Source organism: Rhizobacter sp. P3_C12 (assembly GCF_056402735.1).
This window is the reverse complement of sequence record NZ_JBFUGW010000184.1, coordinates 1-12,803: the sequence shown is the minus strand read 5'-3', so window position 1 is coordinate 12,803 and position 12,803 is coordinate 1. Positions and strand designations below refer to the sequence as shown.

The following is a 12,803-nucleotide window of genomic DNA, read 5'->3' as shown; positions in this document are numbered from 1 at the left end:
AGCCTGCACATGGCGGTGGAGCTGCCTCTGCTGTGGCTGGGCGGGTGGGTAATCGGCGGTGCCTGGCCGCGGAGTGCTGCCGTGTGCCTCCGCGTGGATGCTGGTGGGCTCTTCGGCGCGACCGTGGCTACCTGCGTGTTGGCGCTGTGGATGGTGCCGGCTGCGCTGGACCTGGCTGTGCTGGAGCCCGGCGTGCGCTTCGTGAAGGTCGGCATGTGGGCGGGGGCAGGTGGCCTGCTGCGCGCTTCGCGGCCCCGGATGTCGCCCGTCGTCGCTGCGTTCTTCCTGACCAACGCGGCATGGATGACGGCCACCGCGGGGCTGCTGTACCGTGAGACCGAGCAGGCGCTCTGCGTCAACTACCTGATCGACGACCAACAGGCCACGGGGTGGGCTTTGATCGCGTGGGGAGCCGCGCTGGGGGCGCTGGCGCTGGCCGCCTTGCGGCCGCTGCTTGTTCTGGAGCGCTTGGCTGCACAAGGTGCTGGTGGACGAGAGCTCGACGAGCACAAGTCGCGGGACGTCAGCTTCACGCCCGGCAGGATCGAGTCGGTTGCTGCCGATGCGATGTGCGACGCGCGGTAGAGCGGTGAGTTGCCTGAAGGCCCCGCGGGGCGTAGTTCGCAATCAACAGATCAAACGCATGGCGCCTCTTGGCGCAAGATGCGTTGATGAAAGACGATCATCTGCCCAACGCCGTGGTCGACCATGTCCGGAACGCTCACGTCGCTTTCGCCGCCAAGTCCAAGGATGCCGTAGATCGCTTTCACGCTACGGCGATTGCACTCGGAGCGACTGACAACGGGGCCCCTGGCTACCGGCCGCGCTACCACCGTGGTGACTACGGCGCCTTCGTCTCGATGAGGAAGGCAACAACATCGAAGCAGTCTTTCACGAGCGGTCCACAGACGGCGCAGACTGACTCCGTGGAGACAGATGTTCCTGAGGCCTGCTCGCCCTTTGCGGAAGCTTCTGCTTCCGTTTAGATCCGTTCGACACTCTCGCGGCACACCAAGTCGCGAACAATTCTTCGCAGTGATACGGATGTGATACGCAGATTGCCGTCTGCCGATGAAGGTGTMCCATTGAACTACGGCGAGCGAGGCTGCGGATTCTAGCGGCGGGCGCCCGCCCCGGCGGCTGCTCTTCATACCTGTCGGCGGGACGACCGCACGGTTCGCAGGAATGCCACACCCGTGTCCGGCCCGGCGTTGAAAGCGGGTGCCTATTCGACGCGAAAGCCGAACGGCATGCGCATCGTCTTGTTCTTTTCCGCGCGTCTGCAGTCCAGCAGTTCGATGAAGCGGTATGCGGACCGCGAGAACGACGGATGCGTCGATTCCACGACAACGATGTCGACGATGCGTCCTTCCTCGTCGACCTTGAAGTCGATGAGAACCTCGCCCTTCTCCAAGCCCGCCCGCATCGCCTCCCTTGGAAAGCCGGGTTCATCGCCGTCAGCGGGCAATGTCTGCTTGCAGCCGGTCAAAGCGAGCAAACCAGAGTCCCCGAAGAGCTGGAAGTCGACGGGAAGTGTGGTGCGAAGGCTGGTTGCTCGCCGGTTGCAGCGCAGGCGCGACACGATGGAGAGTGCTGCCGTGCCGAACACCGGGTGCGTGGCAGACGTCACGGTCGCATCGACAACTTCCCCATCGGCGCGGATCGTGAGCGCAACGACCGCCTTGCCTTCGCTGATGCGGAGGGCAACCGCCTCCTGCGGAAACATGACCGAGTCGACCGCCGCTTGCAGGTTCGGGCAAGGTGCCTCTTGAGCCTGAGCATTGGCGCTCCAGACGGTGGACAACAGGCACAAGCAGACGAGGGCGAAGAGGCGTTGCATGGTGGGGCGGTGCGTCAGTCGGCGGAGTTCAGGCGCGCGAGGATATCGCGATGGGCAGCGGCGACGAGCGTCTCGATCGCCGGTCGATCAACGACGTGGCCGGGCCTGTCATTCATGACACGATCGCACTGATACGGAAGCGATACGAGTCTGCTGTTCTACCTATGAAGGAGGCCCATTGAACTAGCAGAAATCGGTGCGTCCAGTTGCCTTGAGCTCCCGGCTGGCAGCTGCAACATAGACGTGCCAAAGGTGCTTTGGCGTTGCCAAGCCGAGGCGACCGCAGGCAGCGACGCGGCTCTCCRTATCGTCGCCGAGATCGAGCAAGCGATCCATGAACTCAAGCTCGATCTGACTGACAGGCCCGGGGGCGGGGGGCGCTGAGGCATCATTGGCAGCAGCCTCAGAATAGGCCTGGACAGCCCATTCCAGAGTGCGCTTCACCACGTCTCGAGTTGGATCCTGCAGGTTTCCGATCCAGTCATAGAGGCCCTGTGCAGAATCGTTCTCCGCCTCCGGCGATAGTCCTGCAGTCTCGATCGCGTGCAGCGAAGCCGCGGCAGCGATGAGAAGGAACTCATCGGCCAGGCGTTGCCGCGTCAAGCCTGCTGCATCGAGAAGCTTGTCGGGCGGGGCACTGGCGAGTTGCACCATCGGGCCGTTGCTGAGCGACGACCCGATGATGTACCCAAGTTGGCGTGGGGAGGGCTTCTGCATGGCTGACGATTTGCGATGTCTCGGGCGAGGATATGCGGTGCCAACGAAGTCTGTTCGATGGAAGGGGCAACGACGCGGAGGCGGAGGATGAGCTTCAGGCAGGTTGCCGACATTCAGGCTCGCCGCCGACTGTCTCAGATCGACCCACAGCGGAAATCACTGCGCGCAAACTCGTTGCCTCGAAGCAGACATTCATAGGCCGTCGGGATGGGCCGATAGCCAGCCCGCGAAGCGGGCGCGAAGCTCTTCCGGCGCGATGGAGAACGTGAAGATGTCCATTCCCCCGTCGTAGGGGCAGAAGATGTTTTTCGTAGACGGCGAGACAAACGAGACGCCCACCTCTTGCCAATCTGCAAGCAGGCGAATCGCAGCTYCGAAGAAGTCAGGCTTCCATTTGGAAACGAGCACCCGAACATACATTCGATCCTCGTCGTCTTGCCCGAGACTTTCGGTCGGCAGAACAACAACGGCCTCTCTGAATTGCCGCCCAGCAAGCTGATGCCTAGCCTTCCCGCGCAGCCTTGTTTCGCCACCATGCGCGCGGAAGACGTACAGGGACTCGCCCGCGCTGAAGAGCGCTGAGGCGACGAGAAAGTGTCGATTTTGAAGTTCGGCGTACTCGTCGGGAGACTCAGCGTACCGCTTTGAGTCAGGGAGTGAGTGGAACCGCACCCAATGCGCACTCAAGGCGCGACGAAGAAGATGACCACGAGGCGCAATCTCATCGAACTCAGACTGCCACCAGGCAAGGGGATCGGGGTGCATATGCACTACTCTATCCGAGCGCATTCATAGGTCGCGCGGACTGAACGCGGGCGATCCCGACGGACAACTTGTGGCCGGCCGTGGACGTTCAGGCCTGGCTGCCGCTGATCTTGAATCTGCAGATCAGTGAACGGGATCTGATGGGGTTCGGTCACGGGCCGCAAGCCAGGATTCGAGTAGCGCAAGTTCGCGCACAGGGAATGGCATGTCCCACGTCTCCGCATAGCCGTCGCTTCCGTGCTTCGCAAGAACCCTGCTTGCTGCATCCCGGACTGCCCTGCCAAACTCGACGGGGCTGCACTCGAACGACATTAGCGGCTCGCCAGACGAGTCCGGAAGATTCATCCAACTGTCGGGAAAGGAGACGATCGTGACGCGGACCGTGTCACTGCCGTTCCGCACGATGGCCCATCGGAATTCCCCCGGCTCCTCGTCGAATCCGATGGAAACGCTGTGCATCTCTGCGACCACGCTGAGAGCACCCAAGACCAACTTTGCCAGGGCATCGGATAAGTAGGAAGCAGTAACCTCGCATGCAGCTTCATTGAATCGAATGGTGCACGCAGCCCATCCTGCGCCTGTCAGGCGGTAGTCGATGGTGAGTCTGTTTGCTGCGCTCGATTTCATGAACCATCGTAACGGGGTTGCCGACCTGTTCCAGGCTGTCTGCCAACAGCACAACCGGGAACCAGACGTTCGCGACCGACTGGCTTTGGCCGGCTGCAAGCACTCGACGAAATGGCGCGAACGGCAGCAACCGCTGCAGCCCGCTCACTCGCTGCCATCACCGCACTGATACGGAAGTGATACGGGCCCGTGGATTCACCTATGAAAGCGACCCATTGAACTACGGCGAGTGGGGGTGGATTCTAGCGGCCAGCCAGCGGCGGGGATGGCGCCCTTTGTGCACGGGCCAGGCATGGAGAGTGCGATCGCCATCGACCGGAACCGGGCCGGAGCTGCGACTGCCCTTGCCCGCATTTCGGAGATCACCGACGAGCTACATTCGCTCGATCCACAAGAGGCGCCTGCGAATGATCCGCGAGCTGAAAACCCTGATTGCCGTGGCGCGCGAAGGCACATTCGCTGCCGCGGGCGAAAGAATCGGCTTGACACAGGCGGCCGTCAGTGCCCAGATGCAACGCCTGGAAGCGGAGCTCGGATTCGTGCTCTTCGACCGCACAGCCCGCTCGGCCCGGCTCAACGAGATGGGGCATCAGACACTGCTGCGTGCGCACGAGCTGGTGCGCTTGTATGAGAGTCTTGGCTCGGGCGACGTGGCGCATGCCGCCGTCACCCGACTGAACGTCGGTGCGATCGCCTCGGCACAGCGGTCACTGCTGCCGAAGGCGCTGGCGGCGTTCCACAAGCAATGGCAGGGGTGCCGCACGCGCATCATTCCCGGCCTGTCGATGGACCTGGTGAACCTCGTGGACGCGGGCGAGATCGACATGGCGGTGATCATCCGCCCGCCGTTCTCGCTGCACAGCGACCTGCGATGGACGACGCTGGCGCAGGAGCCGTTCCGGCTGATCGTGCCGCGACACACGCCGGGCGACGACTGGGTGGAGTTGCTGTCGTCTCAGCCGTTCGTGCGCTATGACCGTGCTTCTTTCGGTGGCCGGCAGGCCGACCGCTTCCTGCGGGCGATGCACCTCACGGTGCAGGAAGTTTGCGAAGTCGATGAACTGGAGGCCATCGTGAGCCTCGTGGCGCAGGGTGTCGGCGTGGCGCTCATTCCACAGTCGGCCACGCATCGCCGCTGGCCGGCGGCTGTGCGCGCCATCGACCTGGGCAGCCGCACCTTCCATCGCGACATCGGCCTGGTTCACCGCGCACGGCGCTCGCTCAGCGAGCCGGTGCGCGCACTGGCCCAGCTCATCTCCAGCGCGTACGGAATTTGACGTCAAATTTCCTTGATGCTCAGCGAAAATTGATATTGATTTTCTTTTTCTGTGCGGTCTCTAGGATGACCAGTGTCAATCCACTCGATGAGCGAGACCATGCAAGCCTTGACCACCAATCCCGGCCCCCTGTCCCCGTTCCACCTCGCCTTCCCGGTTCATGATCTTTCTCTCGCCCGCCAGTTCTATGGCGAGGTCCTGGGTTGCCCCGAAGGTCGCAGTTCCAACGACTGGATCGACTTCAACTTCTACGGCCACCAGATCGTCGCCCACCTCGCACCCGGTGAGGCCGGCCCAGCACAACGCAATGCGGTCGATGGGCACGGCGTTCCGGTACGCCACTTCGGCATCGTGTTGCCGATGCCCGAGTGGCAAGCGGCCGCGGAGCGCCTGAAAGGCCGAGGCATCGCCTTCATCATCGAGCCCTACATCCGCTTCAAGGGCGAGCCGGGCGAGCAGGCCACGATGTTCTTCCTCGACCCGTCCGGCAATGCGCTGGAGATCAAGGCGTTCGCGAACATCGCCAGCCTCTTCGCCAAGTGAGGCGCCTGTGAAGCTCCAGGTCATTGCGCTCRCCGCCGCCGTTTCAGCCACCGCCGCCGCCCAGGCGGACACGTTGCAGAAGATCAAGGAATCCGCCTCGGTGACGATGGGGGTGCGCGAGTCCTCCGGCGCGCTGTCGTACACGCTCGGCAACGGCAAGTACGTCGGGTTCCACATCGACCTGTGCCATCGAGCGCTCGCCGACGTGCAGAAACAGCTCGGCCTGCCCAAGCTCGACATCAAGTACCAGCCCGTCTCGTCGGCCAACCGCATGCCGCTCCTGCAGAACGGCACGATCGACATCGAGTGCGGCTCGACGACCAACAACGCCACCCGGCAGCAGCAGGTCGCGTTCGCACTCACGACCTACGTCGAGGAGATCCGCATCGCCGTCAAGGCGAACTCCGGCATCCAGTCGATCAGTCAGCTCAATGGCCGCAAGGTCGCGACGACCACCGGCACGACGAGCGTGCAGCTCTTGCGCAAACACCAGAAGGCGGCGGGCGTCGAGTTCCAGGAGATCTTCGGCAAGGACCACACCGACAGCATGCTCAACCTCGACTCGGGGCGAGCCGATGCATTCGTGATGGACGCGCAGGTGCTGGCCGGCAACATCGCCAAATCGCGCAATCCGGCGGACTTCAAGATCGTCGGCGAGGTGCTGGGCGTGGAGCCGATCGCGATCATGATCCGCAAGGATGACCCAGCCTTCAAGCAAAGCATCGACAACACGCTGCGCGGCATGATGAAGAGCGGCGAGATCGTGCAGCTCTACGACAAGTGGTTCATGAAGCCGATTCCGCCGACGAACACTGCCGTCAATCTGCCGGTCTCCGAGGAGACGAAGGCCGCTTGGGCGACCCCGACCGACAAGCCCGCGGAAGAGTACGCCCGTCGGTGATGCGAGTGACTTCCCAACCATGCTCCCGGCGGTTCGCCTGGGACATTTCTTGATCAATCTGGAGCCATGACATGACCGCACCGACCTACGTCCAGGAATGCAACGCGATCGCCGAAGTACTGAGCATGTACGTTGAAGGCAACGCCGACGCCAGCAGCGCGGCAATGAAGCCGGCTTTTCACGAGAAGGCGACGATCTTCGGCCTCAATGGAAAGGAGGTGTTCGGACCGGAGATCCAGAAGCTCTACGACATCGTCGACACGTTCGAACCCTCGCCAAAGGCGCAGGCGGCCATCGCCCGCATCGACATCGCCGGGACCGCAGCGAGTGCGCGTGTGGACAGCGACAATGTGGCCGGCAACCGCTTCACCGATTTCTTCAATCTGCTGAAGATCGACGGCAAGTGGACCATCGTCAACAAGGTCTACCACACGCACCCGGGCGCCTGAGCGACGAAAGCCGGGAGCCTGCGATGAACGACCATTTCCGACCGGTTGCGCCCGAGCATGCGAGTCGTCTGATCAATCACGGCCCGACCGTACTGGTGACCAGCGCCGACGGCGAGCGCCGCAACGTGATGGCGGCCGCATGGTCGATGCCAGTCGAATTCACCCCACCACGCGTCGCCGTCGTCATCGACAAGCGAAGCTACACGCGCGAACTCGTGACGGCCAGCGGCGCATTCGGCCTCTGTCTTCCGGGTGCGGGGCTGGTCGACCTGACCTACGCTGTCGGCAGTTCAAGCGGACGCGCCATCGACAAGTTTTCCCGCCACGGCATCGCCGCCATGACCGGGCCCATACTCGGCATGCCGCTGATCGAGCTGGGCTGCGCCGCCTGGCTCGAATGCCGACTGCTTCGCGAGCCGCATACGGAGGACGCCTATGACACCTGCTTCGCGGAGGTGGTTGCGGCCGCAGCCGACGAACGCATCTTCGCGGGCGGCCATTGGTTGTTTCGCGATGACAACGTTGCGCTGCAGACGATCCACCACCTTGGTGGAGGCAACTTTGTGTGCGCTGGTGGCGTGCTGCGTGCGCGACCGGTGTAGGTCGCACCGCGCTGACGGTTGGTTCAACCCTTGGCTGTTCTTCGACCGGCATTCAACCGCGCCACGATGTCCCGATGGGATGCGGGCGTCTTGCTCGACGGCCCCTGAAAACCTGAGAAGGGCGGTCATGGGCCAATCCTCGTGTCTTCAGGTGTCCCAGAAAATCCGGCGGCGCTTGCGTGCTGTCAGCTTGGGCGCATCAGGCGGCAGGCGCGCCATGATCGCTCGCACTTCGCATCGGCCGTTCCGGGTGCACGGCACGCCGCCGTTGTGCAGGCATGGCAGGCCGCAAGAGGCATCCTGCCCTGCCCGGGCGAGCATCTCGTGCAAGGCCTTTCGCACRCCGAGCTGGGGACCGAAGGTCTCGAGAGTCTTCTGGCGCCTGCGCCGCTCGTCGACCCACCGCATGGCGTGTACGCAACCGAGGATCACCATGCAGGTCGCGACGATCCCCAGCGGCCAGGGCATCCAGGTCAGGAGTGCTCGCCGCCTGTAGGAGGCAGTTGCCAGGTATTCCGGGCTCGCAGCGGCTTGCAGCAGAAGCTTGACCAGCGCCGCTGAACCGATGCTGAGCACGAACACGCTCGCCGTGACCAGGATGCCCCACAGCGGGCGACCTGCGGCGGTGATCGCCGCCAGCACGAAGAATGCGAGAACGCCGTTGAGCAGCAGTCCGCAGATCCAGTCAAAGGTGTCGAAGGGAAGGTTCAGGGGCGTCATGTCGGCGGCAATGATGCCTGCACTGGGGTCGTTGCATACTCCGCGCTGGCTTGGCGAACGAGGCGGCCCGACGCGGGGCCGTTGAAGAAGAAATGACGACCCGAACTGCCAGTTGCTCTTGCGGACAGCTCACGGCCATCACGTCGGCCGATCCCGTTCGCGTCTCCGTGTGCCACTGCCTGGCCTGCCAGCGCAGAACGGGCAGCGTGTTCGCTGCGCAGGCGCGGTTTCCCGCCGAGTCGGTGGCCCTGGCCGGCGCGTCGAACACCTTCGATCGGGTCGGCGATGGCGGAAGCCGCGCCACCTTCCACTTCTGCACCACCTGCGGCGCCACGGTGTACTACACCTGCGAGGGGCGCGAAGACAGCGTCATCATTCCCGTCGGTGCGTTCGCCGATCCCTCCTTTCCCGGCCCGACGTTCTCGGTGTACGAAGAACGCATGCACCGCTGGGTCGGGATGCCCGCAGACATCGAGCACATGGACTGACCCGCATGTTCGATCACGTCAAATTCGGCGCCAGCGACTACGCGGCCAGCAAGGCGTTCTTCCTCCAGGCGCTCGAGCCGCTCGGCGTCGCCGTCGTCTCGGAGGGCACGCCCGCGTACGGTGTCGAGCTGAGCCGCCCGGACGGCAGCTGCTCGCTGTGCATCTTCCAGACCGACGAGAAGCCGGCCCATCTTCATCTGGCCTTCAGGGCCGAGACGCGCCGGCAGGTCGATGCCTTCCATCGCGCTGCCCTGGCGGCCGGTGGCCGGGACCACGGTGCGCCGGGCCTGCGCCCGCACTACCACGCGACCTACTACGCGGCCTTCGTCATCGGGCCGGACGGGCACAACCTCGAAGCGGTGTGCCACGCACCCGAGGCCTGACGTCAACGAGCCGCGCTGTCTGATTCGCGCGCGCCGGGTGTCAACGAGAGCTTGCCCGTCGGCACTGGCTCGTACACGCTGGCGTCCTCCTCGTGGCCTCTCCCGCCTCTTGTCGTTGGATTCCGGGCGCATTGTCGCCAACGCGGATGCACTTTGAAACAGTGAAAGTCCGGACTTACCCTCAGGCGCCGGCCCGCCAGGAATGATCAAATCGCCGCGTCGGCTGGAAGCGGTTCCACTTTGCGCAGACGAGTCTTGCAAAGAGACACAGGAAAAAGCCGGCCGGGCTCATAGATTGGGATGCCTTGCCACAGGTGCGGCCTCGCGACGAGGCCGAGGGACGCCTGGGGAAGCCAACAAGAAACCTTCAAGGAGAGAGAACATGTGGAGTACCCGACAGGCCGTCGCGATGGCCGCGATGCTGGGCGCATTCGCCGCCTCGGCAGACGCGTCAACGCTTCGTGCCGTGGCCAACAACAACTTCGTCAGCGCCACCGCGACGGGAACCTCGTTCCTGAACGCGACCGCGCCGGTCGCCAGCACCTGGGAAGACTTCGAGGTCATCCGCAACGGCAATGGCACGGTGTCGTTCCGCGCGACCATCAGCGGCAACATCGTCTCGGCCGACCAGGGCCTGGGCGCACCGAACACCAGCCGGCTGATCGCCAACCGCCAGGCCATCAACGCCTGGGAGCAGTTCACACTGGAGACGCAGGCCAACGGCACGGTCGCGATCCGTTCCGCGACGACCGGGCTCTACGTCAGCGCCGACATGAACCGCGGCGGCCTGCTGGTCGCCGATCGCCCGGCCGTGCAGGCCTGGGAGCAGTTCGTGCTGTCGGACACGACCACCCCGCCGCCCACCAACCCGCCGCCGACCGGCACGACGCCCGACTTCGGGCCGAACGTCCACATCTACAACCCGTCGACGCCGAACCTGCAGGGCCAGATCAACGACATCTACAACGCGCAGCAGCCGAACCACTTCGGCCCGCGCCGCGATGCGATCCTGCTGACCCCGGGCACCTACAACAACCTGCGCATCCCGGTGGGCTTCTACACGCAGGTGCTGGGCCTGGGCAGCCACCCGGACCAGGTGCACGTCAACGGTGACCTGCGCTCCAACGCCTTCCTCGGCGGCGACAACGCGACGCAGAACTTCTGGCGCGGCGCCGAGAACTTCTCGGTCACGCCGAGCCAGGGCATCGGCAACAACACGATGCAGTGGGCCGTCTCGCAGGCGATCCCGTTCCGCCGCATGCACGTGCGCGGCAACATCAAGCTGAACCAGAACAACGGCTGGTCGAGCGGCGGCTGGTTCTCCGACGTGCTGGTCGACGGCAACGTCAACTCGGCGTCGCAGCAGCAATGGATCTCGCGCAACAGCCAGTGGGGCAGCTGGAGCGGCTCGAACTGGAACATGGTGTTCGTCGGCGTGCCGAACGCGCCGGCCGGCAACTTCCCGACCGGGGGCCAGCGCTACACCAAGATCGCGCAGACGCCGGTGATCCGCGAGAAGCCGTACCTGTTCATCGATGCCAACGGCAGCTACGCGGTGCGCGTGCCTGCACTGAGCACCAACAGCGCGGGCATCAGCTGGAGCAATGGCGCCACCACGCCGGGCACGACGCTGCCGATCAGCAGCTTCTTCCTCGCGAAGCCGAGCGACAGCGCGGCCACCATCAACGGGCAGCTGGCGGCCGGCAAGCACATCCTGTTCACGCCGGGCACCTACGTGTTGACGCAGACGCTGCAGGTCAACAACCCGAACACGGTGATCCTCGGGCTGGGCTTCGCGACGCTGCGCTCCGACAACGGGCAGCCGCTGATCAAGACGGCCGACGTCGATGGCCTGACGATCTCGGGCCTGTTCCTCGATGCGGGCCGCACCGAATCGGGCGTGCTGATGGAGGTCGGCCCGAGCGGCGCCAGCGCCAGCCACGCGGCCAACCCGACCGCGTTGCATGACCTGTTCTTCCGCATCGGCGGCGCGGCGGCCGGCCGTGTCGGCATCGCGTTGAGCATCAATGCCAACAACACGATCGTCGACCACACCTGGCTGTGGCGCGCCGACCATGGCGACGGCGTCAGCTGGAACGACAACCCGTCCGCCAACGGCCTGTGGGTGAACGGCAACGACGTGACCATCTACGGCCTGTTCGTCGAGCACTTCCAGCAACACCAGGTGGTGTGGAACGGCAATGGCGGCCGCGTGTACTTCTACCAGTCGGAGATCCCGTACGACCCGCCGAGCCAGTCGGCATGGAACAGCACGACCGGCCGCGGCTGGGCCTCGTACAAGGTGTCGAACAACGTCACCAGCCACGAAGCCTGGGGCCTGGGCATCTACAGCGTGTTCACCAACGGCGGCATCCTGCTCGACCGTGCGATCGAGGTGCCCACCAACAACGGCGTGCGCTTCCACAGCATGATCTCGGTGTGCCTGGGCGGCAATGGCGGCATCGTGCACGTCATCAACAACACCGGGTCGCAGACCGGCTGCAACGCGTCGTTCACGCCGACGGTGACCACCTTCCCGTAACGCGACGTTCCTCCGCGAAACGAACCCCCGGCGGGAGCCGGGGGTTTTTGTTTTTTCGCCTTACGTTTGATGACAGACGGGCAGATCTCCAGAACGCCGCGGTCATCACTGGTCGGTCGTCCTCTTCCAGAATCGCGCCACTTTTCGGGAGATGACGATGAAGAAGATGAATCGCATGAGGATCGCCGCCGCTGCTGCAGCGATCGTGGGCAGCATGGGGGCCGCACCGGCCTTCGCGGCCGACTGGCCGAGCGGCTACACGTTCTGCGCCAGCGAGCGCGCGACGTGTGCCGTGGGCTCGAAGCCGCGCCTGGTGTCGTACGGCGCGCAGAACAAGTGGGTCGTCGCGACGAAGTCGGGCACCATCGCCTGCAGCAACGCGACCTTCGGCGACCCGGTCGTCGGCAAGCGCAAGGCCTGCGCGATCGGGCCGGTGGCGGCTGCTCCGGCACCTGCTCCCGCTCCCGCGCCTTCACCGGCTCCGGCGCCCGCACCCGCACCCGCACCGACCCCCGCGCCGGCACCKGCCCCCACACCGGCTCCTGCGCCTGCGCCGGCCCCCGCTCCCGCTCCCGCGCCCAGCCCCGCGRTCGTCGACCAGGGCAGCACGCTGACCACCTGGGCCGCCCCCGGCACCACGCCGAAGCCCACGGTCACGCCCGGCACCTGGCGCGCCGGTGGCCCGAACCCCGAGCAGGCCAGCTTCAGGCTCGTCAAGGAGTCGGCCCACTTCGCGTTCTATTCCGACGAGACGATCTCCGACGCCGACCTGACCCTCGCGGCCAACACGCTCGAGAACACCGTCTGGGAGAACCTGTTCAACTCGAACCTGCTGATGCCCGAGCCGTTCTACAACAAGACGGACAAGATCAAGCCGGCCATCCACATCCACTCCGATTGGGGCCTGACCGGCGGCGCCTGGGTCGACAACCAGCGTGCATTGCACCTC

15 protein-coding genes and 1 pseudogene are annotated in these 12,803 nt (G+C 64.7%); 10 read left to right on the top strand and 6 right to left on the bottom strand.

Going from position 1 to position 12,803, the window contains the following annotated elements:
* Window positions 1-585 (top strand): hypothetical protein (locus tag AC1DXV_RS23665; protein WP_477935828.1); only part of this gene is annotated, 585 nt, incomplete at its 5' end.
* 50 nt (window positions 586-635) lie between these two features.
* Here the strand turns inward: AC1DXV_RS23665 and AC1DXV_RS23660 are convergent.
* The 5 genes from AC1DXV_RS23660 to AC1DXV_RS23640 all read right to left on the bottom strand — a co-directional run bounded on the left by AC1DXV_RS23660 (window position 636) and on the right by AC1DXV_RS23640 (window position 3,949).
* Window positions 636-770, bottom strand: coding sequence for a hypothetical protein (locus tag AC1DXV_RS23660; protein WP_477873972.1), 135 nt, complete (start codon window positions 768-770; stop codon window positions 636-638).
* A 455-nt stretch (window positions 771-1,225) separates the two neighbouring features.
* On the bottom strand, window positions 1,226-1,840 hold the full coding sequence (locus AC1DXV_RS23655) for a TonB family protein (RefSeq protein WP_477935826.1): 615 nt from the start codon (window positions 1,838-1,840) through the stop codon (window positions 1,226-1,228).
* 183 nt (window positions 1,841-2,023) lie between these two features.
* A complete protein-coding gene (locus AC1DXV_RS23650; RefSeq protein ID WP_477935824.1) occupies window positions 2,024-2,557 on the bottom strand; it encodes a hypothetical protein in 534 nt (177 codons plus the stop codon).
* Between the two features lie 192 nt (window positions 2,558-2,749).
* Window positions 2,750-3,322 carry a DUF3885 domain-containing protein gene (locus AC1DXV_RS23645; protein WP_477935822.1) on the bottom strand — a complete coding sequence of 191 codons (573 nt, stop codon included), beginning with the start codon at window positions 3,320-3,322 and terminating at the stop codon, window positions 2,750-2,752.
* A 123-nt stretch (window positions 3,323-3,445) separates the two neighbouring features.
* Window positions 3,446-3,949 (bottom strand): hypothetical protein, encoded by a 504-nt coding sequence (locus AC1DXV_RS23640; RefSeq protein ID WP_477935820.1) that lies wholly within the window; start codon window positions 3,947-3,949, stop codon window positions 3,446-3,448.
* Window positions 3,950-4,356: 407 nt separating this feature from the next.
* On the opposite strand from AC1DXV_RS23640, the gene AC1DXV_RS23635 reads away from it, so the two are divergent.
* The 5 genes from AC1DXV_RS23635 to AC1DXV_RS23615 all read left to right on the top strand — a co-directional run bounded on the left by AC1DXV_RS23635 (window position 4,357) and on the right by AC1DXV_RS23615 (window position 7,721).
* Window positions 4,357-5,226, top strand: a complete 870-nt coding sequence (locus tag AC1DXV_RS23635; RefSeq protein WP_477864786.1) for a LysR family transcriptional regulator — start codon at window positions 4,357-4,359, stop codon at window positions 5,224-5,226.
* Window positions 5,227-5,325: 99 nt separating this feature from the next.
* Entirely contained in the window at window positions 5,326-5,769 is a 444-nt protein-coding gene (locus tag AC1DXV_RS23630) for a VOC family protein (RefSeq protein ID WP_477935818.1), read from the top strand.
* 7 nt (window positions 5,770-5,776) lie between these two features.
* Window positions 5,777-6,670, top strand: a complete 894-nt coding sequence (locus tag AC1DXV_RS23625) for an amino acid ABC transporter substrate-binding protein (protein WP_477935816.1) — start codon at window positions 5,777-5,779, stop codon at window positions 6,668-6,670.
* A gap of 71 nt (window positions 6,671-6,741) precedes the next feature.
* Window positions 6,742-7,119: a nuclear transport factor 2 family protein gene (locus AC1DXV_RS23620; RefSeq protein ID WP_477864783.1), complete on the top strand. Its 378-nt coding sequence runs from the start codon at window positions 6,742-6,744 to the stop codon at window positions 7,117-7,119.
* A 23-nt stretch (window positions 7,120-7,142) separates the two neighbouring features.
* The gene (locus AC1DXV_RS23615; RefSeq protein ID WP_477864782.1) at window positions 7,143-7,721 is read left to right on the top strand and encodes a flavin reductase family protein; all 579 of its coding nucleotides are present in this window, start codon (window positions 7,143-7,145) and stop codon (window positions 7,719-7,721) included.
* 147 nt (window positions 7,722-7,868) lie between these two features.
* On the opposite strand, the gene AC1DXV_RS23610 is transcribed toward AC1DXV_RS23615, so the two are convergent.
* A complete protein-coding gene (locus tag AC1DXV_RS23610; protein ID WP_477864781.1) occupies window positions 7,869-8,441 on the bottom strand; it encodes a hypothetical protein in 573 nt (190 codons plus the stop codon).
* Between the two features lie 92 nt (window positions 8,442-8,533).
* Between AC1DXV_RS23610 and AC1DXV_RS23605 the strand changes: the two genes are divergently transcribed.
* The 4 genes and pseudogenes from AC1DXV_RS23605 to AC1DXV_RS23590 all read left to right on the top strand — a co-directional run.
* Window positions 8,534-8,929: a GFA family protein gene (locus AC1DXV_RS23605; RefSeq protein WP_477935814.1), complete on the top strand. Its 396-nt coding sequence runs from the start codon at window positions 8,534-8,536 to the stop codon at window positions 8,927-8,929.
* 5 nt (window positions 8,930-8,934) lie between these two features.
* A complete protein-coding gene (locus tag AC1DXV_RS23600; RefSeq protein WP_477864779.1) occupies window positions 8,935-9,312 on the top strand; it encodes a VOC family protein in 378 nt (125 codons plus the stop codon).
* A gap of 382 nt (window positions 9,313-9,694) precedes the next feature.
* Complete coding sequence (locus AC1DXV_RS23595; RefSeq protein WP_477864778.1) at window positions 9,695-11,854, top strand: pectate lyase-like domain-containing protein; 2,160 nt, start codon at window positions 9,695-9,697, stop codon at window positions 11,852-11,854.
* 157 nt (window positions 11,855-12,011) lie between these two features.
* Window positions 12,012-12,803 (top strand): annotated as a pseudogene (locus AC1DXV_RS23590) (hypothetical protein); the annotation flags it as partial.

What these genes read in the sequence shown, in the direction of transcription:
- AC1DXV_RS23640 (WP_477935820.1), bottom strand. Translation starts at nt 3,949, where the DNA reads ATGAAATCGAGCGCAGCAAACAGACTCACCATCGACTACCGCCTGACA.
- AC1DXV_RS23630 (WP_477935818.1), top strand. Translation starts at nt 5,326, where the DNA reads ATGCAAGCCTTGACCACCAATCCCGGCCCCCTGTCCCCGTTCCACCTC.
- AC1DXV_RS23595 (WP_477864778.1), top strand. Translation starts at nt 9,695, where the DNA reads ATGTGGAGTACCCGACAGGCCGTCGCGATGGCCGCGATGCTGGGCGCA.
- AC1DXV_RS23635 (WP_477864786.1), top strand. Translation starts at nt 4,357, where the DNA reads ATGATCCGCGAGCTGAAAACCCTGATTGCCGTGGCGCGCGAAGGCACA.
- AC1DXV_RS23655 (WP_477935826.1), bottom strand. Translation starts at nt 1,840, where the DNA reads ATGCAACGCCTCTTCGCCCTCGTCTGCTTGTGCCTGTTGTCCACCGTC.
- AC1DXV_RS23615 (WP_477864782.1), top strand. Translation starts at nt 7,143, where the DNA reads ATGAACGACCATTTCCGACCGGTTGCGCCCGAGCATGCGAGTCGTCTG.
- AC1DXV_RS23605 (WP_477935814.1), top strand. Translation starts at nt 8,534, where the DNA reads ATGACGACCCGAACTGCCAGTTGCTCTTGCGGACAGCTCACGGCCATC.
- AC1DXV_RS23600 (WP_477864779.1), top strand. Translation starts at nt 8,935, where the DNA reads ATGTTCGATCACGTCAAATTCGGCGCCAGCGACTACGCGGCCAGCAAG.
- AC1DXV_RS23620 (WP_477864783.1), top strand. Translation starts at nt 6,742, where the DNA reads ATGACCGCACCGACCTACGTCCAGGAATGCAACGCGATCGCCGAAGTA.